We start from the raw sequence: 26503 nt of genomic DNA on the forward strand, positions 1-26503 counted from the left end.
TCAATAAAAAATTGAAGTTTCAGAAGTCTTTTTGAAAAAATATGATTTAAATCATAGTTATCTACTGATTAAACATAGTAAAATTAATGCATAAAAATACTTTTAAGGAGGTTTAACTATGTTTTGTAGACAGTGTGAACAAACAGCAAATCAGTTAGCATGCACAAAACTGGGTGTATGCGGGAAACAGCCAGATACAGCATATCTTCAAGATCTGTTAATCTACTGTCTTCAGGGACTTTCTACCTATGCAAAGGAAGCACTCAGGGAAAACAGGCTGGATAATAAAATCAAAAGATTTACAGTTGAAGCTCTCTTTGCAACCCTAACAAATGTTAATTTTGATTCTGAAGCAATAAGAAATTTTATTTATGAAGCAGTAAAAATCAGAGAAGAACTCAAAAAACGAGGTTACACTGTTAAGGAGACAGATGCCTGCCACATAGTCCCTTCTGATTCAATGGAAGAACTGATAAAGCAGGGTGAAGAGGCAAATAAAAATTTATTTCAGAATTCTCCGGATCCTGATATTCAATCTCTTAAAGAGATTACCCTTTATGCAATAAAAGGAATTGCAGCCTATGCTGACCATGCAGCAATTCTTGGCAAAGAAGATGACTCTATTTATGCCTTCATTTATGATGCCATTGATGCCATGCAAAGAGATGGAGACATGAATTACTGGCTCAATATGGTTTTAAAAGCTGGAGAGGTTAATCTCAAAACAATGGAACTTCTTGACGCAGCCAACACAGGCAAATACGGACATCCTGTTCCTACAGCAGTTCCACTGGGTTATAAAAAAGGCAAGGCAATTGTTGTCTCCGGTCATGACCTTAGAGACCTTGAGATTCTTTTACAGCAAACAGAAGGAAAGGGCATATATGTTTATACGCACGGAGAAATGCTTCCCTGTCATGGATATCCTGAACTAAAAAAATATAAGCATTTTTATGGACATTACGGCACAGCATGGCAAAATCAGCAAAAGGAGTTTGCTCAGTTTCCTGGAGCAATTTTAATGACAACAAACTGTATAATTAAACCGCAGGATTCTTACAAAGACAGAATCTTCACAACAGGAGTTGTTGGCTGGCATGGAGTAAGACATATTAAAGATAAAGATTTTACAGCAGTAATTGAAAAAGCACTTGAACTGCCAGGCTTTCCAGAGGACCAAGAAGGAAAAACAGTCATGGTAGGCTTTGCAAGAAACACTGTTTTAAGCATAGCTGACAAGATAGTTGAGCTCGTTAAAGCTGGTAAAATCCGCCATTTCTTCCTTGTAGGAGGCTGTGACGGAGCAAGACCCGGGAGAAGTTACTACACAGAGTTTGTTGAAAAAGCACCAAAAGACACTGTCATTCTTACCCTTGCCTGTGGGAAATTCAGGTTTTTTGATAAAGAGCTTGGCTCAATTGATGGAATTCCAAGACTTCTGGATATAGGTCAGTGCAATGATGCCTATTCAGCAATTCAAATAGCTCTGGCACTTTCAAAGGCTTTCAATGTAAGTGTAAACGAGCTTCCACTCTCTTTAATCCTTTCTTGGTTTGAGCAGAAGGCAGTTGCAATTCTTACTACATTGCTTTATCTCGGCATTAAAAACATCCGTCTTGGACCAAGTCTCCCTGCTTTTGTAAGTCCTAATGTTCTGAAAGTTCTTGTTGACAATTTTAATATAAAACCAATCAAAACAGCAGATGAAGATCTAAGAGAAATACTGGGATAAAGCATGTAGATAAAAAGCATTTTTTGAGGAATCTCCTCTTTAATGCATCTGGGGAGATTCCTCGCAAAGCTTACCCTGAGCGTAGCTAAAGAGAGTGAATGGGAGATAGAGGTTCAAAATTCAAAGTTCAAATAACATTTCAATTTTTAATGTCAGAGGAAAAGTGGCAGGTTCGGAAAACTGCGGAGGTTTGTTAAAATATTTAGATGCAATTTAAAATTCTCAGAAAAGACGGATTTGCCCGCAGTGCAATAATTGAAACTCAAAGAGGAATTATTCATACACCTGCATTTATGCCTGTAGGGACAAATGGAACAGTTAAAGCAATGACTCCTGAGGAGATTAAAGAAATCGGTTATGAAATAATACTTTCAAATACCTATCATCTTTACTTAAGACCAGGGCATGAAACAATTAAAAAACTTGGAGGAATTCATAAATTTATCAACTGGAATGGACCTATACTTACTGACAGTGGAGGATTTCAGATTTACAGCCTTGCGGCTTTAAGAAAAATAAATACTGAAGGAGTTGAATTTCGTTCTCACATTGATGGCTCCCTTCATTTTATAACCCCTGAAAAAGCTATTGAGATTCAGCTTGCTCTGGGCTCAGACATAATAATGGTTTTAGATGAATGTGTTCCCTATCCATCAGAAAAAGATTATGTTGAAAAATCTCTCAAGCTCACAGCAGATTGGGCAAAAAGATGTAAAGATTATTTTGAAAAACATCACAATTATCCCTCACTTTTTGGTATTATTCAAGGAGGCATTTATGATGACCTAAGACAAAAGGCAATAGAGGAAACTGTGAAAATAGGCTTTGACGGATATGCTCTTGGAGGTTTAAGTGTTGGAGAACCAAAGCAAGACATGTATAGGGTGATAAAAAACATTGTTCCTCTAATGCCTGAAGACAAACCTCGTTATCTCATGGGAGTTGGTGATTTGATGGATGTGCTTTATGCAGTTGAGCATGGAATTGATATGTTTGACTGTGTAATACCAACAAGAAATGCAAGAAATGGAACACTTTTTACATCTCAAGGAAGAATCAGTATTAAAAAAAGTGAGTTTAAAGAAGATGACTCTCCCCTTGATCCAGAGTGTGCCTGTTATACATGTAGAAACTATACAAAAGCTTTTTTAAGACATCTTTACATGTGCAGAGAAATTCTTTCAATGCGGCTTAATACAATTCATAATCTTTACTTTTACTGCAGATTCTTTGAAAAAATGAGACAGGCTATAGCTGAGGGAAGATTTCAAGATTTTAAAAAACTCTGGATACCTCTGCTTGAGAAAAACTTTTCTCCCCAATGAGATAACTTCCATCACAGCTTGAAGAACTATTAAGCTCTGGGAAACCCTCTCTGCATGAAGAAAAGGTTAAAGAAAAGGCATCACAACTTTTTCTTATTTTAAGCATCAGAGCTTTTCTTAATGACTCTGGTAAATACCAGGAGTTTGAAATCTTTGTTCCTTCTCTGAAATAAAGGTTTTTAATTTTTTTAGCTATCTCAGGAAAGACCATTGAAAACCTTTTCCAGCTATCCCATCTTGGTTTAAAGGTGCTTGCTGTGATGTGTCGTACACCACAGTTTTTTGCCTCCTTTAAAATTGCTTCAATTTCCTCTTCATTAAGAAACGGAATAACAGGGTCAAGTCTCAAACCAGCAGGAATGCCTTCTTTACTCAATCTTTCAATTGCTTTAAATCTATCAAATGATGAAGGAGCATTTGGCTCAAGTTTTCTATCATGTTTAAAAGTGGTTACAGTAAAGGTTACACATGCTGGCATTTCTCTTAGTAAATCCATATCTCTTAAAACTATATCACTTTTAGTTATGATAAGTACTCGCATATGGTGTTCTTTAAAAATTTCAAGACATTTTCTCGTAATTTTTTTGCTCTTTTCTATTGGTGGATAGGGATCTGAAGTGTTGCATAGGGAAATTAGTGATTTCTCAGGGATTTTTTTTATATCCCTTTTAAGGCTTTCAATGAGGTTGTTTTTTTCTCTTAAATGAAAAAAATCCTTTATGTATGAAGAGGCATAACAGTAAAGGCATCCATGAGCACATCCTGTATACGGATTAAGTGAATACTTTGGCGGACATGTGCAAAGCTCATTCTTCCACGGATCAAAGGAGCGAAGATACATAGTTTTATTATGAAATATTTTGGTTAAAAATATTAAAGCTAAATCCTGAAATTTGCAGAGATTGTATAAACTCTATTAAAATTTAAAAGATGAAGCTTAAAAATCTTTCACTGAATACAAAATTCACTCTTTCAATCAGTTTGATAATTTTTGCTTTTTGTGTAATGTTTTCCTTTCTTATTTATTACCACCTTAAGCAAAAGGTAATAGAGGATGCAAATGAAAAAACAAGAATAATCATTACTCAGATTGATGCACTGGGTAATTATGTTAAAGAAGAACTAAGACCTGCCATTTTTAAACTTCTTCATGAAACAGGGAAAAAAGATGAATTTATCGTTGAAGGAATGTCAACAACCCATGTGAGACTAAGTGTAATGAAAAGATTTAATAATAAAATAGGAAATTATATTTATAAAAGAGTCTCTCTTGAGCCTATAAATCCATTGCATAAAGCGGATGCACTGCACATTAAGCTGATTGAGTATTTTCAGAGAAATCCAGATAAGGAATCCTGGAGTGGAATAGTGAAATCACAGGGGCAGGAACTTCTTATAATGGCAAAACCGATTTTAGTTGAAAAAGGATGTTTAATCTGTCATGGAAAGATTAAAGATGCACCAAAGGCTTTACTCAAGATGTTTCCTCGCAACAGGGACTTTACATGGAAAGATGGAGAAATAATGGGAGTGGAGTCAGTATCTCTTCCTATTGCATCAACATTAGGTGAAATAAAAGGGGTTGCTATCTCTACATTTCTTTTTGGTGTGGTGTCTTTAATCTTTCTTTTTGTTGCCCTTCAAGGTGCTTTCTGGAGCTTTGTAATTAAACCGCTGAAAAGATTGAGTTCATTATTCAGGGGAATTGTCAATGGAACAGAGCCCCTTAATCAAACAATTGAAGTAAAAACAAAGGATGAAATTGGTGAACTAATTTTTTCATTTAATCAGATGTCAAAATATTTGTTTGAAGCTCAGGAAGCCACTAAAAAATACGCTGAAACTCTTCAAACAATATTTGAAGGTATAACAGACCCTCTTGCGCTTGTTAATCCTGATTGCACAGTAGAGATGACAAATCATGCTTATAGAACATGGATGATAGAAGGAAGAGCTGCTGTATTTAATGAAAAATGTGATCCTGAAAAAGTTGATCCAGATAAATTCTGTCCTGTTTATTTTCTTAAGAAGGTAATAGATATAAAAAAACCATTTTCAGAATACTGGGAAGGTGAAGATCAAAAACATTATTTTATTCATCTCTATCCAATTTTTGATGATAAAGGAAATGTGATAAAAGTGGTTCATTATGTTAAGGATATTACAGAAAAAAGAAAGATTGAGGAACAGATGAGAATTACTGAAAAACTTGCAGCCATTGGACAGCTTTCAGCAGGATTAGCTCATGAAATCAATAACCCTCTTGGAGGGATCAGACTTTGTTTTAATAATTTGATCAGCACAGAGATGGATGAAGAAACAAAAAACAAACACATTGAGGTAATAAATCAGGGTCTTACAAAAATTCAGGAAATAATAAAACAACTCCTTGATTTTTCAAAGCAAAGCGAGCTTATCATTTCTCTGGTTTCTATTAATAGCCTTATAGAAAATGTTTTAAAATTAACCGATTATTTAATATCAAAGAAGAGAATAAAAGTTATAAAAAAGCTTTCTCCAGATATACCAGAAATCATGGTTGATTCAAATAAAATAGAACAGGTATTTTTAAACATTGTTCTTAATGCCATTCAAGCAATGGATGGTAAAGAAGGAACTTTAACTGTACATAGTTACTTAAAAGATGGCTATTGTTACATTTCTTTCACTGATACAGGTCCTGGAATTCCTGATGAAATCTTGCCAAAAATTTTTGATCCTTTCTTTACCACAAAGCCTGTTGGACAGGGAACAGGGCTTGGGCTTTCAGTAAGCAAATCTATTGTAGAGCAACACAATGGAAGAATTCTCGTTGAAACTTCTAATAATGGCACTACCTTTACAGTAGAGTTGCCAGTTAAATGAAAGAGAAAATTCTCATAGTTGAAGATGATCCTGCAATGAATCTTGGAATGAATCATTTTCTCAGAGCCTGTGGCTATGAAGTAAAATCTTGCGAAGATGGCAATAAAGCTCTTACCATACTTGATTCAGAAAGATTTGATATTGCCATAATTGATCTTAAGCTTCCAGGAGTGGATGGTCTCACCATACTTAAACAAATAAAAAATAAAACTCCACAAACAGGAGTAATAATCATAACTGCTTTTGCTGAGGTAAAAACTGCTGTTACAGCAATAAAGGATGGTGCATTTGATTACATTGCAAAACCATTTACAAATGAAGAACTTTTTTTAGTAATAGAAAGATTTTTAAAGTTTCGTGACCTTGAAAAGGAAGTAAAACACCTTACTGAGCTTGTCAAAAGAAAAGAGGAATTTGAAGAAATAGTTTGTAACAGTCCTGCAATGAAAGAAATTCTTGATAAAATTGAAGCAGTGGCAAAAACTGATGTGCCTGTTTTAATTCAGGGTGAGAGCGGAACTGGAAAAGAACTTATAGCAAATGCAATCCAGAGAAGAAGTTTAAGAAAAGATAAACCCTATATCAAAATAAACTGTGCTGCAATTCCTGAGAGTCTTTTTGAATCTGAGCTTTTTGGTCATGAAAAAGGAGCTTTCACAGGAGCAACGGAAAGAAAGCCTGGTAAGTTTGAACTTGCAAACGGAGGTACCATATTTTTTGATGAAATCGGTGATATGCCAATGTCTTTACAGGCAAAACTCTTAAGAGTAATTGAAGATGGAACTGTATATCCTCTTGGAGGCAAAGAACCAATAACAATTAATGTAAGATGTATTTATGCAACAAGCAAAAATCTTAAAGAATTGATAAAAAATGAAAGATTCAGAGAAGACCTTTTTTACAGAATAAATGTTATTCCTGTGGTAATACCACCTTTAAGAGAAAGGAAAGAAGATATTTCCGCTCTCATTGAACATTTTTTGAAAATTTTTTCAGAAAAATACGGCAAAAAAAATATTACTATCTCTCCTTCAGCCTATGAAGCTTTATTGAGTTATGATTATCCTGGAAATGTGAGAGAACTAAAGCACGCAATTGAAAGAGCTGTGCTTCTTTCAAAGGATGGCGTAATTGATATTAAACATCTTCCAGAAGAGTTTTCTCCAATTGCGTCATTTCAAAAACAGTGTCTGATAAGTAGTTTTTCCCTTAAAGAATGTCTTGAAAACTTTGAAAGAAATCTTATAATAAAAGCTCTTGAAGAATGTGGCTGGAAAAAATCAGAAGCAGCAAAAAAACTCGGAATAAGCAGAAAAGCTTTATGGGAAAAAATTAAGTTTTACAGAATTGGACAACCCTGATTATAAACTAACGGAGGGGGAGGGATTCGAACCCCCGGTAGGGTGTAACCCTACAGCGGTTTTCAAGACCGCCGCCTTAATCCACTCGGCCACCCCTCCAGATTTTTTATTATAACAAATTACTCATACCTCAATGCATCAATGGGATTAAGCATGGAAGCTTTATAGGCAGGATAAAAACCAAAGAAAATACCTACAAAGGCTGAGAAAGAAAAGGCTATTAAGGCTGAAAAAGGTGAGATACTTACAGGCCATTTCATTAAATCAGAAACAATTAGAGACCCTGCAATTCCTAAAAGAAGTCCAAAAACTCCTCCTATCATCGTTAAAAAAACAGATTCAATGAGAAATTGCATTCTTATGTCCTTTGGCTTTGCTCCCACTGCCATTCTTATTCCAATTTCCCTTGTTCTTTCAGTAACTGATACAAGCATAATATTCATAATTCCTATCCCTCCTACAATTAAGGATACAGAGGCAATTGCACCAAGAAGGATTGACATGGTTCTGGTTGATTCTTCAGCAGTTTTAAGTATCTGTGTCAGATCCATTACTGTGAAGTCATCTTCCTGACCCTGTCCAATTCTATGCCTTTGTCTCAAAAGTGATTTAATCTCATCTGTTGCCAGAGGAATTGACTCAATAGATTGAGCTTTCGCATATATTAATCTTACTCTGCCTGGCAAAATGTTACCAAAAAGTGTTCTCTGGGCTGTTGTAATGGGAACATATATTATGTCATCCTGATCCTGACCTGTTAGGGATTGTCCTTTTTTCTCAAGAACTCCAACAACTTCAAAGGGTATTTTTTTTATTCTTATTAACTTTCCAATGGGCTCAAGGTCACCAAAAAGTCTTTCACTAACAGTCTGTCCTATTACTGCCACCTTTGTTCCGCTTCTTACATCCTGTTCTGTTATAAATCTTCCTGAAACAACTTCCCATTCTCTAACAGTAGCCATCTCAGAGGTTGTTCCAAGCACAGCAGTTGACCAGTTCTGATTTCCAAATACAACTTGTGCTGTGCCAGATATTACAGAAGCAACTGCAGAAACATGGGAACACTCTTTTGCTATAGCCTGAGCATCTGCCATTGTAAGTGTTTGCTGAGTACCTGCTCCCATTCTTATGCCACCCTGTGTTGTTGCTCCTGGAAGAATAAGTATTAAATTGCTTCCTATGCTTGAAATTTGAGCTGAAATTTTTTCACTTGCACCCTGACCAATTGCAATCATTGTAACAACAGCACCAACACCTATGATAATTCCAAGTATGGCAAGGAAAGAACGCATGGCATTAGCTATGAGGGAACGGACTGCAATGTTAATTATGGATGAAATCGCTATCATGACTTTGTATCACTTACAATTTTACCATCAAGAAATCTTATTTGCCTTTTTCCAAAAGCTGCTATATCTGGCTCATGGGTGACAATAATTGTTGTAAGTTTCTGCTCTTCATTAAGTCTTTTGAAAATCTCCATTATCTCCATGCTTGACTTAGAATCAAGATTTCCTGTTGGTTCATCAGCAAGCATTATTGATGGATTGTTCACAAGTGCACGGGCAATTGCAACTCTCTGTTGTTGTCCTCCGCTTAGCTGTCTTGGATAATAATTTGCTTTTTCTTTAAGACCAACCCAGGAAAGAGTCTTCATTGCTCTTTCTTTTCTTTCTTTTGCAGGAACTCCTGCATAAATAAGTGGAAGTTCAACATTTTCTAATACTGTAGCTCTTGAAAGAAGATTGAATTGTTGAAAAACAAAACCTATTTTTTTATTTCTTATCTCTGCAAGTTCGTTTACATCCATTGTTGAAACATCTACCTCTTCAAGGTAATACTTTCCAGTTGTTGGAGTATCAAGGCATCCAACAATATTCATAAATGTTGATTTTCCAGACCCACTTGGTCCCATGATGCAAACAAATTCACCTTTTTCAATGAGAACAGAAATTCCGTCAAGAACAACCAAATCCTGTTCACCAACTTTGTAAATCTTCGTTACATTTTCAAGCTTTATAACTGGCATATTTAAAATCTTGGCGGAGGATGTCCTGTTGGAGTAGTAGATGTTTTTTTAACAGTTTGAATCTCAACAATCACATCATCACCTTCCTTTATATCTCCCTGTAGAACTTCACTCCATTCACCATCACTTATCCCTGTTTTTATTTTAACTCTCACAGGTTTACCTCCTCTTAAGACCCATACTCCCTGTTCCTTTGAAGGTGCTGTATTGGGCATTCTAAATCTTAAAGCAGCATTTGGAATTTTGAGAATATTTTTCTTTTCTTGGGTAATAAATGTAACATTTGCAGTCATACCTGGTTTAAGAAGCAGGTGAGAGTTATCCACTGCTATTACAACATCATAAGTTACAACATTCTGAGTAACTGTAGGAGAAAGCCTTATCTGAGCTACAACTCCTTTAAACTTTCTCTCAGGATAAGCATCTACTGTAAAGCTTGCCTCCATTCCATTTTTGATTTTTGATATATCTGCTTCATCCACATTTGTATCAACCTGCATTTTTGTAAGGTCAGGAGCTATTGTGAAAAGTGTGGGAGTTTGAAAGCTTGCTGCTACTGTCTGACCAACCTCAACATTTTTTGCAATAACAACACCATTAACAGGTGAAACTATTCTTGTATATCCAAGATTTGTTTTTGCTTGTTTGACTCCTGCCTGAGCTTTTTTAACCTGTGCAAGAGCAATCTCATACTGAGCTCTGGCAGTATTATACGCTGTCTCAGCGTCATCAAGCTCACTGCGAGCAATAAGATCACGCTTCCATAGCTCTTGTTTTCTTTTAAAAGTCCTTTCTGCATCTTTCAATGTAACATCAGCCTTGAAAAGATTTGCCTTTGCATTGTAAAGATCTGCTTCAGCTTGTTTTAGATCATTTTCAAAAGGGGTTGGATCAATCTGAGCAATGAGCTGTCCCTTTTTAACAAGAGAGTTATAATCAGCATAAAGGGCTACAATTGTTCCAGAGACCCTTGTTCCAACAAGAATCATTGTTACAGGATTTACATTTCCTGTAGCAGTAACTGTCTGAACAATGTCTCCTCTCTGAACCTTAACAGTTTTAAACTCTGTTTTTTTTGAGCCTGACAGAAGAGTAATTAAAACAACTGCTAAAATAATTAAAAATCCAGCTGAAATCAATACTATTTTTTTCATTCTAACCATCCCACAGTCTTTTGTATTTGTGCATAGGTTATATTATAGTCATAAATTGCTTGCCAGTATTGAGTATTTGTCTGTTCATAAAGAACTATGGCATCAACAACTTCTATTGAGCTTCCAATACCAACTTCATATCTTCCCATTGCAAGGTCAAGATTTTCTTTTGCCTGTTTTAAAGCAATCTTGAGGGTTTCTATCTTCTGCGAAGCTTCTTTAAGCTGAACAAAAAGATTTTTTATCTGTGATGTAATCTGCTGTTTTAAAGATTCTTCTTTGTATGAATAGTATGCTATATCTGCTTTTGCCTGTTTAAGTTTATATGTTGTTGACCACCCACTAAACAGTGGAAGAGAGAGCTGAAAAAACACTGTCCATTTTTTATTGAGAGGAAATTCTTCATTGATGTATCCATAATTTGCTGAACCTGTAAAGAGAGGAAAATATTCCTTTTTTACCAATTCTTCTGTGGAAATTGAAGCCTGTTTATTAAACTTTATTGCCTGAAGTTGAGAATTTCTTTCAATGGCTATTTGAATAGCCTCATTTTCATTAAGTTTTCTCACAACATAGTCTTCTTCTTTAATGTCAAACTCTGGCATATCCACTGTTCCCATTGCCACTTTAAGATTCAACAATGCTTGAGAAAGCTGTTTTTCAGCTGTGATTAAGTTAAGCTTTGCATTGCTCAGCTCAACTTCTGCTTTTGTCACTTCAATTTTTGGCTTAACTCCAACCTCATAAAATCCTCTTGCAAGGTCAAGATGTCTTTGAGCCTGTCTGAGCACTTCCTGAGCTGTTTCCTTTTGTTTTTTTGCCTTAAGAACTCCATAATAAGCTTCTTTAACATTATAAATTGTTTGTAAAACTGTGTCTCTTTCCTGCCACTGTGTTGCTTTGTATAACTGCTGTTGTACTTCTACCTGTTTAGAAGTTTTTCCAAAATCAAAAATAGTTTGAGTGAGGCTTATCTGGGCTGAATACTGTTTTGAGTATTCTTCACCTATTCTGTTTTCCAGATAACTTCTTTGATATCCTAAGGATAAATCTATTTGAGGAAAATAGCCTGAATGGGCCTCTCCAATTTTAAAAAAGCTTTTGTTAACATTAGCCTTAGATGCAAGAATCTCAGGATTTTTCTTTAATGCAATATTAATACAGTCCTGAAGACTGTAAACAGGCTGAATGCTTAATGCTGAAGAAATAAGACTGAAAAAAACAAACAGGGAAATTAACAGTACTCTGAAGATCATTGCTTACCCATAATATCTTTCAACTTTGCGCCTGTATTTACTGTAACATCCACATAGGGAATTACTGACATGCCTGGCCAGAGAGGGTAATCAGGATCAAAGGGTGTATCAATTATTATTCTAACAGGAATTCTTTGAACAACTTTAACAAAGTTTCCAGTGGCATTTTCAGGTGGAAAAAGGCTGAAAACAGCACCTGTTCCTGGCTGAAAACTCGCAACATGACCTTTAAAGATCTTGCCAGGATAGGCATCAACTTTGATTTTTACCGGCTGTCCCACTCTCATTTTTTCTATCTGTGTTTCTTTAAAGTTAGCACCTACCCATATATCCTGTTCATCAACAACTGCCATGAGAAGCTGTCCTGGTCTGACATACTGTCCTACTTCAACGGACTTTTTCGCAACTCTTCCATCTCTTGGAGAAACAATCAAAGTCCTTTTTAAGTTTATCTCTGCAATCTTTAGTTCCTCTTGAGCTTTTCCTATCTGATACTGCTGAGTCTTTAATTTTACTGTAAGAGTATTTATTAATGATTTAATCTCCTTTATCTGACTTTCTACAGCTTTCTCCTGGGCTATTGCTACTTTCAGAGCTGCTTCCTGAGAATCAAACCTGCTTTTTGAAACAAGGTCTTCCTCATAAAGTCCTTTAATTCTCTGAAACTCCTTTTCAGCAAGCACTTTCTGGGCATGGGCTGCCTGAAGATTAGCTTCCATTGTTTTAAGTTTTGCCATTGCTTCATTCAATTGACAGTTCAGTTCTTTTAATTGATTGGACAATGTGTTTACATTTTCTTTTTTTGCTCTTACATCTGCTAAATAGTCATCAGGTTCTATTTCAACAAGGGGTTCACCTTTTTTTACTCTCTGGTTATAATCAACATAAACCTTGATAACTTTTCCTGAGACCTGAGGAGATATGGGCACTATTGTTCCTTCAATGTATGCATCGTCTGTTCTTTCATAAACAATGTAGTAATAAATTTCTTTTGCCATAAAAATCAAAACACCAATGGCAATAATAATCAACAGGCTTATTTTAATTTTTTTGGAATTTTTGAATTTCTCCCTAAAGCCTTTAAGATTCATTTGCTTCCGCCCTGAGCAACAAGCTCATTGCTTATAAATGCTTTAAGCAATGCTCCTATTGCCTGTCTAAGCCTCAGAATAGCAAGCTGATAATTATACTGAGCTTCCATAAGCTTTTTTTCAGCAGTCACCAAAAATGTGTTTGCATCAGTGACATCAAGACTTGAAGCAAGACCAAATTGATACTGTTTGAATATGGAGTTAAAGTTATCTTTTGCATAGGTCACTTCATCCTGAAGAGATTTAATGGTCTCTCTAAAGGTTACATAATCATGATAGGCTGACTCCACATCAATAAAAACTTCTTTAACTGTATCTTCATATTGAAGTTCAGCCTGTCTTAGTTTTGCTTTGGCTTCTGCAACTTCTGCTCTTCTCAGTCCTCCTTCAAAAATTGGAAAGTTAATTGAGGCAATTGCATAACTTGATTCTTTATTTGTCATCTGGTTTGAAGGGTTCTGATCAAGTTTTTGATAGGTAGCAGAAAGACTGAAATAGGGGAAAAAGGAGCTTATTGCATAATTTACATTTTTTTTAGCTATTTCCTTTGCAACTAAAGCAACCTTTATCTCTGGTCTTAACTCCTTTGCAAGAGCTTTAACATGCTCAACAGTAAGACTTAGATAAGGATCGTAAAGCTTGCTTTCTATGATTTCAAAATCTCCTTCAATTCCTGCATCCCTTGCTAAAACAGCCTTTGCAATCTTTAAATTATTTTTCGCTGATATTAAATCAGCTTCTGCTCCACTAAGCTCAGCTTCTGCTCTTAAAAGGTCAGTTTTTGTCACCTCTCCTACCTTAAGCCTTATCTTTGCTGCATCTCTGTGCTTTCTTAATCTCTCCACATTGCTCTCAGCAATCTCTAATGCTCTTTTTGCTTTAAGATAGCTATAAAAGTCTTGAGCAACCCTGAGAAGATACTGCTCTTTAAAGGAATTCACATCAAATTCTGTTTTTGTAAGAGTATCCTTTGATATTGCATAATTTATAAATTCTTTGCCTCCAAGAGAAAGCTTTTGTTCAATTGTTACAGCCCACAGTGTGGTTTTATCTGGCTGAATTATCTGATTGTTGAAAACTTTTTCTCTGCTGTAGTCAGTATACTTACCAGAAGCTGTTAAAGTTGGAAGAAGCCCTGCCAGTGCTTTATATTTTCCTTCCTTTGATATGATTATATTTTCCTCAGCGATTCTAATTTTTTCAGCTTTTTTTAGAGCAAGGGAAAAGACATCTGAAATTGTTAAACTTTGTTCTGCAAATGTTTGCTCAGTAAAAATGAAAAACAACAAAAAAAGTAATATTTTAATTTTCATTCATTCCTCCTGGTCCCTTCATAGAATATCTCAATGTAAGTTTGTAAGGCTTTTTTTGAATCTATTTTTTTCCTGAGAAGCTCTTTTTTAATGAAAAGATTAAAGAGCATTCCAAAGTATGCAAGTGAAGCATATGTGGTGTTTAAATCTTTTCTTATTATTCCATTCTTTTTAAGCTCATCAAGATAGGAAGCAAAAACAAGATATACTTCATGAATCATTTTGCTGTGAATTGCTCTTATCTCAGCAGGATATTGAAAAATTTCACTATGCATTATGCATATCAGATCTCTCTTTTTTTTCAGCAAATTAAAATAATACTTGGCAGTGGTATTCAATGCTTCTTTATAATCCATATTTTTCAATCTTGGAAGAAGGTCTTTAAGTGTGGGCAAGAAAGATTGATTTTTAAGAACCTCAATAAAAAGTTTTTCCTTGGATATAAAATATCTAAAAAGGGTTACTTCAGCAACATTTGCTTCCTTTGCTATCTCTTTTGTAGTTGTTCCAAGATATCCTTTCTGGGAAAAAAGCTTGAGTGCAGATTTGAGTATTTTCCCTTTTGTATCTCTCATGGTAGTAATTACTAACATACACCAACAAAAAATACAATGTCAAGACGAATTTTAAAAAGTAGTTGATTACTATTTGATTTATACAGTAAAATTATAAATTATTTTAATACAAGGAGATGCTTATGAAAATAAGAGGAAGAATCTGGAAATTTGGTGACAACATTGACACAGATGCGATTATTCCTGCCAGATACCTTAATACATCTGATCCGAAAGAGCTTGCAAAGCATGTTATGGAGGATGCTGATAAGGAGTTTCCATCAAAAGTTAAACAAGGAGATATAATAATTGCAGGGAAAAATTTCGGGTGTGGCTCATCCCGTGAACATGCTCCAATTGCAATTAAGGCAGCTGGAATTCAGGCAGTTGTTGCAAAAAGCTTTGCGAGGATTTTTTTTAGAAATGCCTTCAATATCGGACTTCCAATCTTTGAAGTCCCTGAACTCATTGATGAATCAAGCGAAGGAGATGAAATAGAGATTGATATGGATAGTGGTGAGATTGTTAATTTAACAAAGGGAAAAAAATACAGAACCAAGCCTATTCCTTCATTCATGCAGGAATTAATTAAAGCAGGTGGGCTTGTTGAATGGACAAAAAAGAGATTAACAATGGAGGGCATAAAATGAAAAATTACAGAATTGCTGTAATCCCGGGAGATGGTACAGGACCTGAAGTTATCCGTGAAGGAGTAAAAGTTCTTGATGCAGTAAGCAGTCGGATAGGATTTAAACTTGACTACACCTACTACGATTTTGGCGGTGAAAGATACCTTCGTACTAGTGAGACTCTTCCAGATGGTGCAATTGAAGAATTAAAAAAATTTAATGCCATATATCTTGGTGCAATTGGTCACCCTCAGGTTAAACCAGGGATTCTTGAAAAAGGAATTCTTTTGAGACTCAGATTTGAGCTTGACCAGTATGTAAATTTGCGTCCTGTAAAGCTTTATCCAGGAGTTGATTGCCCCCTTAAAGATAAAAAACCTGAAGACATAGATTTTGTTGTTGTGAGGGAAAACACTGAAGGTTTATATACAGGTTCTGGTGGATTTCTTAAAAAGGGCACACCCGATGAAGTGGCAATTCAGGTTTCAATAAACACCCGTAAAGGTGTTGAAAGATGCATAAGGTTTGCCTTTGAATACTGTAAAAAAAGAAATAAAAAGAAGAAACTTACTTTATGTGGAAAAACAAATGTTTTAACCTTTGCCTTTGATTTGTGGGAAAGAACTTTTTATGAAGTGGCAAAGGAATACCCGGACATCACAACAGATTATGCCCATGTGGATGCTATAACAATGTGGTTTGTGAAAAATCCTGAATGGTTTGATGTTATTGTTACTGATAACATGTTTGGAGACATAATCACTGACCTTGGTGCAATGATTCAGGGAGGTATGGGAATAGCTGCTGGTGGGAACATAAATCCAGAAGGTGTGTCAATGTTTGAGCCAATTGGAGGCTCTGCACCAAAATATACAGGCAAAAATGTAATAAATCCTCTTGCTGCCATATGCGCTGGAGGAATGATGCTTGAATATCTTGGTGAGGAGAACGCTTCCAGATTAATTGAACAAGCAGTTATTGAAGTAACAAGCAAGCATCTTAAAAGTCTTGCAGCTGGTAAGATGGGATATACAACAACAGAAGTTGGTGATCTGGTTGCAAAATATGTAACAGAACTACCATTGAACTTTGAACTTTGAATAACCCGGAGGGTTTTAGGAGGGATAAAAATGCTTAAAAAGAAAGAAAAATATGTGGTAGCAGTGGTTGGAGCAACAGGTGCTGTTGGAAATGAGATGATAGCAGTCTTAGAGGAAAGAGATTTTCCTGTTGAAACTCTCAGACTTTTTGCTTCAGAAAGAAGTGAGGGAGTGAGACTTAACTTTAAAGGACAGGAAATTGCAGTAGAGACTTTAAAAGAGGACTCCTTTAAGGGTATAGATATAGCTCTTTTTTCAGCAGGTGCAGAAAGATCTAAGATTTGGGCACCAATAGCAGTTAAAAGCGGTTGTGTAGTTATTGACAACTCAAGTCAGTGGAGAATGGATCCTCAAGTTCCTCTTGTTGTTCCTGAAGTAAATCCCAATGATTTAAAATGGCATAAAGGAATTATTGCCAATCCCAACTGTTCCACCATTCAGATGGTGGTTGCATTAAAGCCAATTCATGATGTAGCAAAGATTAAAAGAGTGGTGGTTACAACCTTTCAGGCAGTATCAGGAACAGGTAAAAAAGCAATGGATGAGCTGCTTCAGCAAACAGTGGCTTTACTTAATTTTAAAGATATAGAGATAAAGGTTTATCCTCACCAGATTGCCTTTAATGTTTTACCCCACATAGATAAATTCCTTGAAAATGGCTATACAAAGGAAGAGATGAAAATGGTTAATGAAACAAAAAAGATTATGGGAGACCCTTCAATAAGAGTTACTGCAACAACAGTAAGGGTACCTGTATTTAGAGGGCATAGTGAAAGCGTAAATATAGAAACTGAAAAGAAAATCACAGCACAACAGGTAAGAGAACTTCTTAGCAAAGCACCAGGTGTGGTCGTCATAGACAATCCTGAGAAAAATGAATATCCTCTGCCAATCTATGCATCAGGCAGAGATGAAGTCTTTGTTGGAAGAATTCGTGAGGATGAATCCATTGAAAATGGAATAAATATGTGGATTGTATCAGACAACCTCAGAAAAGGTGCGGCACTGAATGCTGTTCAGATTGCAGAAGAATTAATAAAGATGCTTTAGGAGGAGAAAATGTTAGGAGACAGGAAGGATTATATTTTCACATCAGAATCAGTAACAGAAGGGCATCCAGATAAAGTGGCTGACCAGATTTCCGATGCTATACTTGATGCAATGATTGCAAAAGACCCTTATTCAAGGGTTGCCTGCGAGACTCTGGTTACCACTGGACTTGTAATGGTTGCAGGAGAGATTACAACAGAATGTTATGTTGATATCCCTTCAGTAATAAGAGAGACAGTAAAAGAAATTGGTTATACCCGTGCAAAATATGGATTTGACTATGAAACCTGCGCTGTTATCACATCAATTCATGAACAATCTCCTGATATTGCCATGGGAGTTGATCCTGGTGGGGCAGGAGACCAGGGACTTATGTTTGGATTTGCCTGCAATGAAACAGAAGAACTTATGCCAATGCCGATAATGCTTGCCCATAAGCTTGCAATGAAGCTTGCTGAGGTGAGAAAAAAAGATATTCTTACATACTTAAGACCTGATGGAAAAACTCAGGTTACAGTAGAATATAGAGATGGTAAACCCTATCAGGTTCGCAGTGTGGTTGTTTCAGCCCAGCATGCACCAGACATCACTCTGAGAGAATTAAGAGAAGATATAGTTGAAAAGGTTATAAAACCTGTTATACCAAAGGAACTGCTTGATGAAGAGGCAGTTCAGTATTTTATAAATCCCACAGGCAGATTTGTAATTGGTGGTCCAATGGGTGATACAGGACTTACAGGAAGAAAAATAATAGTTGATACCTATGGAGGAGTTGCAAGACATGGTGGAGGATGTTTTTCAGGTAAAGATCCTACAAAAGTAGACCGGTCAGGTTCATATATGGCAAGATACATCGCAAAAAATCTTGTTGCTGCAGGATTGTGCTCAAGGGTGGAGATTCAGATTGCCTATGTAATTGGTGTTCCTGAGCCTGTATCAGTTTATGTCAATACATTTGGAACAGGTAAAATTGAAGACATCAAAATAGAGGAAATAGTAAAGAAAGTCTTTGATTTAACACCAAAGGGAATTATTGAAAAACTTAAACTTCGCAGACCAATATACAAAAAAACCGCTGCCTATGGTCACTTTGGAAGACTTGATCCTGATTTTACATGGGAACAGACTGACATGGCAGAAACACTCAGAAAGGAGGCAGAGCTTTGTTAAAGCACCACATAAAGGATATAAAACTTGCTCAAAAAGGCAAACTTAGAATTGAATGGGCAGAGATGGACATGCCTGTTTTAAGGATGATAAGAGAGAGATTTAAAAAACAAAAACCACTTAAAGGAGCAAAAATTGCAGCATGTCTGCATGTAACCACAGAAACAGCCAATTTAATGATAACCCTTAAAGAAGCGGGAGCAGAAATCGCCCTATGTGCATCAAATCCATTAAGCACCCAGGATGATGTAGCAGCTGCACTTGTTAAATTCTACAAAATCCCTGTTTTTGCAATTAAAGGTGAAGATAGAGACACATATTATAAACACATTTATCAAGTTCTTGAGCTGAACCCACATATAACAATGGATGATGGAGCAGACTTAATATCAACGCTTCATAAGGAAAAAAGAGAGCTTCTTAAAAATGTGCTTGGAGGAACAGAGGAAACAACTACAGGAGTAATTCGCCTGAGAGCAATGGCAGATGACAAAGCTCTAAACTATCCTGTAATTGCTGTAAATGATGCATATACAAAGCATCTTTTTGATAACCGCTATGGAACAGGGCAAAGCACCATAGATGGAATTCTCAGGGCAACAAACAGACTTCTTGCTGGAAGCATATTTGTAGTCTGTGGTTACGGATGGTGTGGTAGAGGAGTTGCAATGAGAGCAAAGGGAATGGGTGCAAGGGTAATTGTTACAGAGGTTGATCCCCTTAAAGCACTTGAAGCAGTTATGGATGGATTTGATGTAATGCCTGCTCTGGAAGCAGCAAAATCAGGAGATATTTTTGTAACTGTAACGGGGAACATTAATGTGCTTACAGATAAACATTTTCTTAAAATGAAAGAAGGTGCAATAATAGCAAATACAGGACATTTTAATGTGGAGATAAACATTGAAAGCCTTGAAAAAATTTCAAAATCAAAAAGAACAGTAAGAGATTTCGTTGAAGAGTACACTCTCAAGAATGGAAAAAGAATTTATCTTCTTGCGCAGGGTCGTCTGGTAAACCTATCTGCTGCAGAAGGACATCCCGCAGCAGTTATGGACATGAGCTTTGCAAATCAGGCTCTTTCTGCTGAATATATCTATAAAAATGCAAAAAAACTTGAAAAAAAGGTGTATCCTGTTCCTGAAGAGATTGACAGAGAGATTGCCAGATTAAAACTTGAATCTATGGGTATAGAGATTGATACTCTGACTAAAGAGCAGTATAACTATTTACACAGCTGGCAGATGGGCACATGAATTTTCCTGAAAGACTATCTGTAGAAATTACGACAAAATGTAATCTTAATTGTGAAATCTGCCCCAAGCAAAGTCCCAATTATCACCAGCCTGACACTGATATGGATTTTGAGATCTTTAAAAAACTTAAAACAGTCTTCCCTCATTTAAAAAGTCTTGTGTTAAATGGAATTGGAGAGCCTCTTTTACATCCAGACATTGAAAAATTTATTGCCTTTGCAAAAAATTATATGCCTGAGAATTCTTTTATCGGGTTTCAAACCAATGGAGTATTTTTAAGTGATGAAAAATTAAAAGAGCTTATTAAGGCAGGTTTGAATAGAGTCTTTGTTTCTATTGATAGCCTTGTGCCTCTTAGAGGACTCCATATTCCAGAATTTGGAGAAAAAGCCCTTGAAGTTATTGCCCGGGCAAAATCAAATGGAGCAAAGAATCTTAAAAGCGGGATAGAGATTGTAATAACTACTGATAACCTTGATCAGATTGTTCCTACAGTAAAAGAGTCTTTAAAATACAGAATTGATTTCGTAATTCTTTCGCATCTTATTCCTTACTCTCCTGAAAATTCAAAGAAAGTTGCCTATGAAACGAACAATGTAGAAGCAGTAAAAATATTCAAGAAGTGGGTTAGTTACCTTGAAAGCGCAGGATATACAATAAATGACTGGCTTGAACTTATGAAAAAGAAAGCCCTGCCAGAATTTTTCCCGGATGAAAACGAGCCAATGAAACTTTTTAAAGCTATGTATGACGAAGCTGCGGCAAAGGGACTTACTCTTCACATGCAGAATCTTATAGCCAGAAATGATGAGTTAATCAATACTGTCAGAGCAGTGCTTGAAGAGGTAGAACATCTATGCAGAAAAATGAATATTTTCTTTCAGATTCCAGGAACAAATCCAGCATCACTTAGAAAATGTGATTTTCTTGAAGAAAAATGCATGTATGTTGGAGTTGATGGAGAAGTCTCGCCATGTTACTTTTTATGGCACAGTTTTACATGTTACATTGGTGGCTTGAAAAAGGCAGTTAAAAGATGGAGCTTTGGAAATGTAATAGAAAAGGAACCTATAGAGATTTTTAATTCTCCTTCATATCGTCAATTTATTGAATCTGTTTTAAAATATGATTTCCCCTACTGCTATGACTGCAACTTTGCCCTCTGTGACCTTATGGAATTTGAAGAATTTCTTTATGACTGCTACACAAACACTGTTCCCTGTGGAGCATGCCTGTGGTGTGGCGGATTGTTTTACTGTATGATATAATTGAACAAAAATTTTAAAACCAGGGAGGTGTAGCATGAAGATTTTAAGAATTAACATGGCTGGAAATCCCACTGCAAAGTTTGAGGAATTGGGTGATTATGAAGGACTTGGTGGAAGAGCTCTTACCTCTGCAATTATTTCAAAGGAAGTTGACCCACTGTGTCATCCATTAAGTGCTGACAATAAGCTTGTAATTGCCTGTGGACTTCTTGGTGGAACAGCAGCTGCCATGTCTGGAAGAACCTCTGTAGGATGTAAAAGTCCGCTTACAGGCGGAATTAAAGAGGCAAATGCAGGTGGACAGGCTGGACAGGTTCTTGGAAGACTTGGCATTGCAGCAATTGTTCTTGAGGGAAAACCTGAAGGAAACGATACCTATAAAATTTACATTAATAAAGATGAAGTCAGGATTGAAAAAGACAACTCCCTTAAGATGCTTCCTAACTATGATCTTATTGAAAAGATGAAAAAGGAATACGGAGAGAAAATTGCCTGCGTAAGTATTGGTCCTGCAGGTGAGATGAAACTTTCAGGAGCTTCAGTTGCCATAACAGATATGGAACTAAGACCAACCAGACATGCTGGAAGAGGCGGTGTTGGAGCTGTAATGGGCTCAAAGGGAGTGAAGGTAATTGTTCTTGATGATACAGGAACAACACCAAGACAGCCAAAGAATGCAGATGCATTTAAGGATGCTAACAAACGCTTTGTAGCAGGGCTTCAGAAACATCCTGTTACAGGTCAGGGACTTCCTGCTTATGGAACAAATGTATTAACAAACATAATAAACGAAGTCGGCGCATATCCAACATACAACTTTAAAGAAGGACGTTTTGCAGGAGCAAGAAAGATAAGTGGTGAGGTTGAGGCAGAGCTTGAAAAACAAAGAGGTGGAAATCCAACGCATGGATGTCACCGTGGATGTGTGATTCGCTGTTCAGGAATTTATCATGACAAAGATGGACATTATCTTACAAAACAGCCAGAGTATGAAACAGTATGGGCACTAGGTGGTAATTGCGGAGTGGATGACATAGATAAAATAGCAATGATGGATTTTCTCTGTGACAACTATGGACTGGATACAATTGAGATGGGTGCAACAATTGCAGTTGCAATGGAAGCAGGGCTTCTTAAATGGGGTGATGCTGACGGAGCAATAAATCTTTTACATGAAGTAGGAAAAGGTACGCCACTTGGAAGAATAATTGGAAATGGTGCAGCCTTCACTGGCAGAGCTTTTGGAGTTGAAAGAGTTCCTGTTGTTAAAGGGCAGGCACTTCCTGCCTATGATCCAAGAGCAGTGCAAGGCATAGGCGTTACCTATGCAACAAGCCCAATGGGTGCTGATCACACAGCAGGATATTCTATCGCACTTAATGTCTTGAAAACTGGTGGATTTGTTGACCCTCTTAAACCCGAAGGACAGGTTGACCTATCCCGTAATCTTCAGATTGCAACAGCTTTCATAGATTCAACAGGAATGTGTCTGTTTATTGCCTTTGCCCTGCTTGATCAGCCAGAGACAAATCAGGCTTTGCTTGACATGCTCAATGCCTTTTATGGATGGAACATGACTGATAAAGATGTTGTTGAGTATGGTAAAAAAGTTCTTAAATTTGAAAGAGATTTTAATACCCGTGCAGGATTTACAAAACAGCATGATAGACTCCCAAGATTCTTTTACAAAGAGCCGATTCCACCACATAACGTTGTTTTCCAGGTAAAAGACGAAGAACTTGATCAGCTTTTTAACTGGTAAAATAAATCTGGAGCCTGCTTTCATGCGGGCTCCAGTACCTGTTATGAAAGTCACTGTAAAACTATTTGGAGGAATAACATCAGCAAAAGAATTTCCAAAGAATAAAGAAGGGGATCCTATTGTAGAATTTCCATCAGAGATTTCTGTTGCTAAGCTGCTTGAAGAGCTTTCGTTAAATAAAAAACCTTTTATAATTGTTCTCAATGGAGTGATTATTCATGACCTGAGCATAAAACTTAAAGATGGAGATGAATTAAGTCTTTTCCCTCCAATAGCAGGCGGAGCGTTAAATTGAAAATCCTTTTCATAATAAAAATTTTTTATTTGTTCTTGACAAAATCTCTTTAAAATTTTTAAACTCCATTTAAGTAAATTAAACAAAGGAGGTTTTGTTATGGACAGAGAATTGTTAAACAAAATGTTTGATTTTCATGGGCACAGATGCTGGGCTTCTGCACTGGGGTTAAGAGCTGGACTTCTTGCATTAGAAAAACTCGGAGTGAAGCGTTCAAATGTGAAGGAGCTTTTTGTAATTCTTGAAACAGGATACAATCATGCAGCAGGATGTTTTGGAGATGGAGTTCAATTTGCCACAGGCTGTACAGCAGGCAAGGGCAATCTCATTAAAAAACCAAGAGGCAAACTTGCTTTTACACTGATTGATCCCGAGCAGGGAAAACAGATAAGGCTTTGCTTTAATCCAAAAATAAGGGACAAGATTGCAAACTCAAGTTTTATGAAGAAAAGAGCAGCAGGAGTTCCTCCAACAGAGATTTCTCCTGAAGAAGTTATGGAAGTTGTAAATCTTGTGCTTAACTCTCCAGTAGAAGAAGTGCTTTTAGTTGGAAAGGTAGAAGACTCCCATTTTGAGCCACCAACAGAAGTTATGGGAATGGCTATCTGTGATATATGTGGAGAGATGGTGGCAAGACCCTACCTCAGGCTTATTGGTTCAGGACAGGCTTGCGAGGTTGGAGAGCTTAAAAAGGTATGCATAGACTGTTCAGGATATGAAGAGGGTTTTGAAAAATGACCTATCTCATAGCATTTTTGGTCACTTTTATCTTTACAACAGTGCTGACAATAGCAGGAGTTGGAGCTGCCTTTATTCTGATTCCAGTATTTGTTGCTCTTGGAGTTCCTCTTCTTACAGCCATGTCAACTGCTTTGTTACTAAACAGCATTGCCATGGCTGTTGCTTCTTTTTATAATGCCAGAGCAGGGCTAATTGTTTACAAAACAGCTCTGCCAATTTTAATCTTTGCCTCTATTTTATCTCCTCTTGGTGCGATTACAGCAGAACATCTTTCAAGAACTCTTCTTTTATGGCTTTTTGTTGGATTTCTTATCTTTGCAGGCTCAATGATGCTATGGTATAAACCCAAGAAAAGAGAGGTTTCAGATCACAAGAAATTGATCACCTATGGAGTGGGAGTTGGTGGATTTGCAGGTTATGTTGGAGGACTTTTAGGCGTTGGTGGAGGAAATCTGATTGTTCCTGCATTAGTATGGCTTGGCTTTGACCCTAAAAAAGCCTCTGCAACAACATCTTTCATAGTTATTTTTTCATCTTTTTCAGGATTTTTAGGGCACATTTCACTTGGAAACATTGACTTCAACTTACTGGTTTTATGTGCCATTGGTTCAATTGCTGGTGCTGTTTTAGGAAATTATCTTATGAGAAAAAGGCTTTCTGCTCCGCAGGTAAAAAAAGTTATTGGTATAGTATTATATATCATAGCAGCAAAAATGATATGGGATTTGCTAAAATAAAAAGAGGGTGATTTAAATGACAACTGCAATAAAAGAAGAATTAATCAATACAATTGAGACTCTCCCATTAGAAATTCAGTTAAAAATTCTTGATTTTGTGAAAGCCCTTATTCCTAAAGGCATAGATGGTAAAACGCTTTTGTCTTTTAAAAATTCTATTTCTGATGATGATTTAAAATTAATTTCACAATTTATAGAAGAGGAATGCGAGAGGATAAATCTCGTTGAATGGTAAAAAAATTTTTACTGGATACAAATATAATAATCGCTCTTTTTGCTGGTGATGAAAACATCTGTAAATTCCTGGAGAAATCAAATGAAATATTTATTCCTGTTATTGCAGTTGGAGAACTGTACTTTGGCTTTTTAAAATCAAAAAGAGCAAAGAAAAATATTTCGGTACTGGAAAAATTTTTGCAGTCTAATACTGTTCTATATTGTGATTCTATGACTGCTAAATTCTATGGGGAAATCAAGAGAACTTTAAAAGAAAAAGGACACCCAATTCCAGAAAATGATATATGGATTGCTGCAATTGCCAAACAGTATAATTTGAGTTTAGCAACCAGAGATAATCATTTCAAGTTTGTTGAAAATCTAAACATTGAACTCATGTAGTTTCTGAGCTATGATTAAAATAACAGCCCTGTTTTTCTCTTTCCTCAAGCTTGGACTTACTGCATTTGGTGGTCCTGCTATGGTTGCCTACATTAAGGAGCTTGCTGTTCAGAAGAAGAAGTGGCTTGATGAAAAAACATTTCAGGAAGGAGTTGCACTTGCTCAGGCAATTCCCGGTGCAACGGCAATGCAGGTTACTGCTTATGTGGGATTAAAGACAAGAGGGATAATTGGCGGCATTGCAAGCTTTACAGGATTTGGATTACCTGCATTCATATTTATGCTTATTCTTTCAGCACTATACGAAAAGACTCATTCGGTTTCGCAGGTAATAGCAATTTTTACAGGACTACAGGTGATTGTTGTGGCAATAGTTGCCAATGCCACATTAAGCTTTACAAAACCCATTATTAAATCAATTGGTGAAATAGCGGTAGCTTTTTTCTCATTTTTACTTTTTTTCTTAAAAATCAATCCATTTTTGATAATCATAGCCTGTTTTCTGCTTTCTCAGTTGATCTTTAATCACAGAGCAACTCCTTTCAGCAAAAATTCAAAGGGATTAAATTTCAAAGGTATTGGCATCCTGATTTTGATTATAATTGCAGGGATAACTTTCCTTTTTTTCTTTGATAAAACCCTTTTAAGAATTGCTTTGATTATGATGAAAATAGACCTTTTTGCCTTTGGAGGTGGATACGCATCTTTACCATTGATGCTGCATGAAGTTGTACATAGGCTACAATGGCTTGATAGTAAAACATTTATGGATGGGATAGCTCTGGGACAGGTAACCCCTGGACCAATTGTAATAACCGCAACATTTGTTGGATATTTATTGAAAGGTCTGGCTGGAGCATTTGTATCAACAATAGCGGTTTTTACTCCATCCTTTTTAATTATGGCTTTTGCCTCAGAACTAAGTGAAAAAATAAAGAATTCAAAGGTATTTATCAGGGCAAAAAGAGGGCTTTTAGCATCCTTTGCAGGACTTTTACTTTTTGCCACAATTAAGTTTGCAAGTTTAGTGACTTGGGACTGGATAAAACTATTTATGGTTTTAATAAGTTTTTACTGCCTCTTAAGAAAAATCAGTATCTTTTATGTGGTAGTCATCGCAGGAGTTTTTTCTATTTTCATTTTTCAATAAAAACTGTTAAATAAAAATTCGTTGTCCTGTAATAGTGGCGGTTATAATAG

The 26503-nt window shown here is 36.3% G+C and carries 25 protein-coding genes and 1 tRNA gene; 17 read left to right on the plus strand and 9 right to left on the minus strand.

Annotation, left to right across the window (positions count from 1 at the left end; all coding sequences use genetic code 11):
• The first annotated feature begins 118 nt into the window (after positions 1-118).
• Positions 119-1732, plus strand: coding sequence for a hydroxylamine reductase (hcp, locus tag ACYQ3X_RS08020; protein ID WP_460181287.1), 1614 nt, complete (start codon positions 119-121; stop codon positions 1730-1732).
• Positions 1733-1938: 206 nt separating this feature from the next.
• The gene (tgt, locus tag ACYQ3X_RS08025; protein WP_460181288.1) at positions 1939-3057 is read left to right on the plus strand and encodes a tRNA guanosine(34) transglycosylase Tgt; all 1119 of its coding nucleotides are present in this window, start codon (positions 1939-1941) and stop codon (positions 3055-3057) included.
• On the opposite strand, the gene ACYQ3X_RS08030 is transcribed toward tgt, so the two are convergent.
• Positions 3008-3898 (minus strand): SPL family radical SAM protein, encoded by an 891-nt coding sequence (locus tag ACYQ3X_RS08030; RefSeq protein WP_460181289.1) that lies wholly within the window; start codon positions 3896-3898, stop codon positions 3008-3010. The genes tgt and ACYQ3X_RS08030 overlap by 50 nt on opposite strands.
• Before the next feature lie 89 nt (positions 3899-3987).
• Here ACYQ3X_RS08030 and ACYQ3X_RS08035 point away from each other — a divergent pair, with 89 nt between their 5' ends.
• Complete coding sequence (locus ACYQ3X_RS08035) at positions 3988-5922, plus strand: c-type heme family protein (protein ID WP_460181290.1); 1935 nt, start codon at positions 3988-3990, stop codon at positions 5920-5922.
• The gene (locus ACYQ3X_RS08040; RefSeq protein ID WP_460181291.1) at positions 5919-7283 is read left to right on the plus strand and encodes a sigma-54-dependent transcriptional regulator; all 1365 of its coding nucleotides are present in this window, start codon (positions 5919-5921) and stop codon (positions 7281-7283) included. The genes ACYQ3X_RS08035 and ACYQ3X_RS08040 overlap by 4 nt, the downstream gene beginning before the upstream one ends.
• 11 nt (positions 7284-7294) lie before the next feature.
• Here ACYQ3X_RS08040 and ACYQ3X_RS08045 read toward each other — a convergent pair.
• The 8 genes from ACYQ3X_RS08045 to ACYQ3X_RS08080 form a co-directional block, all read right to left on the minus strand.
• Positions 7295-7382, minus strand: a tRNA-Ser gene (locus tag ACYQ3X_RS08045).
• 20 nt (positions 7383-7402) lie between these two features.
• Positions 7403-8632 carry an ABC transporter permease gene (locus tag ACYQ3X_RS08050; RefSeq protein ID WP_460181292.1) on the minus strand — a complete coding sequence of 410 codons (1230 nt, stop codon included), beginning with the start codon at positions 8630-8632 and terminating at the stop codon, positions 7403-7405.
• Entirely contained in the window at positions 8629-9312 is a 684-nt protein-coding gene (locus ACYQ3X_RS08055) for an ABC transporter ATP-binding protein (RefSeq protein ID WP_460181293.1), read from the minus strand. Before ACYQ3X_RS08055 ends, ACYQ3X_RS08050 begins: the two co-directional genes overlap by 4 nt.
• A 2-nt stretch (positions 9313-9314) precedes the next feature.
• Positions 9315-10466 carry an efflux RND transporter periplasmic adaptor subunit gene (locus ACYQ3X_RS08060; RefSeq protein ID WP_460181294.1) on the minus strand — a complete coding sequence of 384 codons (1152 nt, stop codon included), beginning with the start codon at positions 10464-10466 and terminating at the stop codon, positions 9315-9317.
• On the minus strand, positions 10463-11722 hold the full coding sequence (locus tag ACYQ3X_RS08065; RefSeq protein WP_460181295.1) for a TolC family protein: 1260 nt from the start codon (positions 11720-11722) through the stop codon (positions 10463-10465). Before ACYQ3X_RS08065 ends, ACYQ3X_RS08060 begins: the two co-directional genes overlap by 4 nt.
• Positions 11719-12720, minus strand: a complete 1002-nt coding sequence (locus tag ACYQ3X_RS08070) for an HlyD family secretion protein (protein ID WP_460181296.1) — start codon at positions 12718-12720, stop codon at positions 11719-11721. Before ACYQ3X_RS08070 ends, ACYQ3X_RS08065 begins: the two co-directional genes overlap by 4 nt.
• Before the next feature lie 89 nt (positions 12721-12809).
• Positions 12810-14126: a TolC family protein gene (locus ACYQ3X_RS08075; protein WP_460181297.1), complete on the minus strand. Its 1317-nt coding sequence runs from the start codon at positions 14124-14126 to the stop codon at positions 12810-12812.
• On the minus strand, positions 14123-14719 hold the full coding sequence (locus ACYQ3X_RS08080; protein WP_460181298.1) for a TetR/AcrR family transcriptional regulator: 597 nt from the start codon (positions 14717-14719) through the stop codon (positions 14123-14125). The genes ACYQ3X_RS08075 and ACYQ3X_RS08080 overlap by 4 nt, the downstream gene beginning before the upstream one ends.
• A gap of 104 nt (positions 14720-14823) precedes the next feature.
• Between ACYQ3X_RS08080 and leuD the strand changes: the two genes are divergently transcribed.
• The 13 genes from leuD to chrA all read left to right on the plus strand — a co-directional run bounded on the left by leuD (position 14824) and on the right by chrA (position 26453).
• The gene (gene leuD, locus ACYQ3X_RS08085; protein ID WP_460181299.1) at positions 14824-15330 is read left to right on the plus strand and encodes a 3-isopropylmalate dehydratase small subunit; all 507 of its coding nucleotides are present in this window, start codon (positions 14824-14826) and stop codon (positions 15328-15330) included.
• On the plus strand, positions 15327-16409 hold the full coding sequence (locus tag ACYQ3X_RS08090) for a 3-isopropylmalate dehydrogenase (RefSeq protein WP_460181300.1): 1083 nt from the start codon (positions 15327-15329) through the stop codon (positions 16407-16409). The genes leuD and ACYQ3X_RS08090 overlap by 4 nt, the downstream gene beginning before the upstream one ends.
• Positions 16410-16439: 30 nt before the next feature.
• Positions 16440-17459: an aspartate-semialdehyde dehydrogenase gene (locus ACYQ3X_RS08095; protein WP_460181301.1), complete on the plus strand. Its 1020-nt coding sequence runs from the start codon at positions 16440-16442 to the stop codon at positions 17457-17459.
• 9 nt (positions 17460-17468) lie between these two features.
• Positions 17469-18629, plus strand: coding sequence for a methionine adenosyltransferase (metK, locus tag ACYQ3X_RS08100; protein WP_460181302.1), 1161 nt, complete (start codon positions 17469-17471; stop codon positions 18627-18629).
• Positions 18623-19882, plus strand: a complete 1260-nt coding sequence (gene ahcY, locus ACYQ3X_RS08105) for an adenosylhomocysteinase (protein WP_460181303.1) — start codon at positions 18623-18625, stop codon at positions 19880-19882. Before metK ends, ahcY begins: the two co-directional genes overlap by 7 nt.
• A complete protein-coding gene (locus ACYQ3X_RS08110) occupies positions 19879-21150 on the plus strand; it encodes a radical SAM/SPASM family putative metalloenzyme maturase (protein WP_460181304.1) in 1272 nt (423 codons plus the stop codon). The genes ahcY and ACYQ3X_RS08110 overlap by 4 nt, the downstream gene beginning before the upstream one ends.
• Before the next feature lie 34 nt (positions 21151-21184).
• Entirely contained in the window at positions 21185-22912 is a 1728-nt protein-coding gene (locus ACYQ3X_RS08115) for an aldehyde ferredoxin oxidoreductase family protein (protein ID WP_460181305.1), read from the plus strand.
• A gap of 22 nt (positions 22913-22934) precedes the next feature.
• A complete protein-coding gene (locus tag ACYQ3X_RS08120; protein WP_460181306.1) occupies positions 22935-23207 on the plus strand; it encodes a MoaD/ThiS family protein in 273 nt (90 codons plus the stop codon).
• Between the two features lie 99 nt (positions 23208-23306).
• Positions 23307-23945 carry an FmdE family protein gene (locus ACYQ3X_RS08125; RefSeq protein ID WP_460181307.1) on the plus strand — a complete coding sequence of 213 codons (639 nt, stop codon included), beginning with the start codon at positions 23307-23309 and terminating at the stop codon, positions 23943-23945.
• Positions 23942-24685 (plus strand): sulfite exporter TauE/SafE family protein, encoded by a 744-nt coding sequence (locus ACYQ3X_RS08130; RefSeq protein ID WP_460181308.1) that lies wholly within the window; start codon positions 23942-23944, stop codon positions 24683-24685. The genes ACYQ3X_RS08125 and ACYQ3X_RS08130 overlap by 4 nt, the downstream gene beginning before the upstream one ends.
• 16 nt (positions 24686-24701) lie before the next feature.
• Positions 24702-24920, plus strand: a complete 219-nt coding sequence (locus ACYQ3X_RS08135) for a hypothetical protein (RefSeq protein WP_460181309.1) — start codon at positions 24702-24704, stop codon at positions 24918-24920.
• Positions 24914-25303 carry a PIN domain-containing protein gene (locus ACYQ3X_RS08140; RefSeq protein WP_460181310.1) on the plus strand — a complete coding sequence of 130 codons (390 nt, stop codon included), beginning with the start codon at positions 24914-24916 and terminating at the stop codon, positions 25301-25303. The genes ACYQ3X_RS08135 and ACYQ3X_RS08140 overlap by 7 nt, the downstream gene beginning before the upstream one ends.
• Positions 25304-25313: 10 nt before the next feature.
• A complete protein-coding gene (chrA, locus tag ACYQ3X_RS08145; RefSeq protein WP_460181311.1) occupies positions 25314-26453 on the plus strand; it encodes a chromate efflux transporter in 1140 nt (379 codons plus the stop codon).
• The last annotated feature ends 50 nt before the right edge of the window (positions 26454-26503 follow it).

The organism is Thermodesulfovibrio sp. TK110, from assembly GCF_054658355.1.

Excerpts from the sequence above, each read along its gene's own strand:
- ACYQ3X_RS08050 (WP_460181292.1), bottom strand. The coding sequence starts at position 8,632 with ATGATAGCGATTTCATCCATAATTAACATTGCAGTCCGTTCCCTCATA.
- ACYQ3X_RS08035 (WP_460181290.1), top strand. The coding sequence starts at position 3,988 with ATGAAGCTTAAAAATCTTTCACTGAATACAAAATTCACTCTTTCAATC.
- ACYQ3X_RS08030 (WP_460181289.1), bottom strand. The coding sequence starts at position 3,898 with ATGTATCTTCGCTCCTTTGATCCGTGGAAGAATGAGCTTTGCACATGT.
- ACYQ3X_RS08060 (WP_460181294.1), bottom strand. The coding sequence starts at position 10,466 with ATGAAAAAAATAGTATTGATTTCAGCTGGATTTTTAATTATTTTAGCA.
- ACYQ3X_RS08070 (WP_460181296.1), bottom strand. The coding sequence starts at position 12,720 with ATGGCAAAAGAAATTTATTACTACATTGTTTATGAAAGAACAGACGAT.
- chrA (WP_460181311.1), top strand. The coding sequence starts at position 25,314 with ATGATTAAAATAACAGCCCTGTTTTTCTCTTTCCTCAAGCTTGGACTT.
- ACYQ3X_RS08135 (WP_460181309.1), top strand. The coding sequence starts at position 24,702 with ATGACAACTGCAATAAAAGAAGAATTAATCAATACAATTGAGACTCTC.
- ACYQ3X_RS08125 (WP_460181307.1), top strand. The coding sequence starts at position 23,307 with ATGGACAGAGAATTGTTAAACAAAATGTTTGATTTTCATGGGCACAGA.
- ACYQ3X_RS08110 (WP_460181304.1), top strand. The coding sequence starts at position 19,879 with ATGAATTTTCCTGAAAGACTATCTGTAGAAATTACGACAAAATGTAAT.
- tgt (WP_460181288.1), top strand. The coding sequence starts at position 1,939 with ATGCAATTTAAAATTCTCAGAAAAGACGGATTTGCCCGCAGTGCAATA.
- metK (WP_460181302.1), top strand. The coding sequence starts at position 17,469 with ATGTTAGGAGACAGGAAGGATTATATTTTCACATCAGAATCAGTAACA.
- ACYQ3X_RS08130 (WP_460181308.1), top strand. The coding sequence starts at position 23,942 with ATGACCTATCTCATAGCATTTTTGGTCACTTTTATCTTTACAACAGTG.
- leuD (WP_460181299.1), top strand. The coding sequence starts at position 14,824 with ATGAAAATAAGAGGAAGAATCTGGAAATTTGGTGACAACATTGACACA.
- ACYQ3X_RS08065 (WP_460181295.1), bottom strand. The coding sequence starts at position 11,722 with ATGATCTTCAGAGTACTGTTAATTTCCCTGTTTGTTTTTTTCAGTCTT.
- ACYQ3X_RS08090 (WP_460181300.1), top strand. The coding sequence starts at position 15,327 with ATGAAAAATTACAGAATTGCTGTAATCCCGGGAGATGGTACAGGACCT.
- ACYQ3X_RS08140 (WP_460181310.1), top strand. The coding sequence starts at position 24,914 with ATGGTAAAAAAATTTTTACTGGATACAAATATAATAATCGCTCTTTTT.
- ACYQ3X_RS08095 (WP_460181301.1), top strand. The coding sequence starts at position 16,440 with ATGCTTAAAAAGAAAGAAAAATATGTGGTAGCAGTGGTTGGAGCAACA.
- ACYQ3X_RS08075 (WP_460181297.1), bottom strand. The coding sequence starts at position 14,126 with ATGAAAATTAAAATATTACTTTTTTTGTTGTTTTTCATTTTTACTGAG.
- hcp (WP_460181287.1), top strand. The coding sequence starts at position 119 with ATGTTTTGTAGACAGTGTGAACAAACAGCAAATCAGTTAGCATGCACA.
- ACYQ3X_RS08040 (WP_460181291.1), top strand. The coding sequence starts at position 5,919 with ATGAAAGAGAAAATTCTCATAGTTGAAGATGATCCTGCAATGAATCTT.
- ACYQ3X_RS08115 (WP_460181305.1), top strand. The coding sequence starts at position 21,185 with ATGAAGATTTTAAGAATTAACATGGCTGGAAATCCCACTGCAAAGTTT.
- ACYQ3X_RS08055 (WP_460181293.1), bottom strand. The coding sequence starts at position 9,312 with ATGCCAGTTATAAAGCTTGAAAATGTAACGAAGATTTACAAAGTTGGT.
- ACYQ3X_RS08120 (WP_460181306.1), top strand. The coding sequence starts at position 22,935 with ATGCGGGCTCCAGTACCTGTTATGAAAGTCACTGTAAAACTATTTGGA.
- ACYQ3X_RS08080 (WP_460181298.1), bottom strand. The coding sequence starts at position 14,719 with ATGTTAGTAATTACTACCATGAGAGATACAAAAGGGAAAATACTCAAA.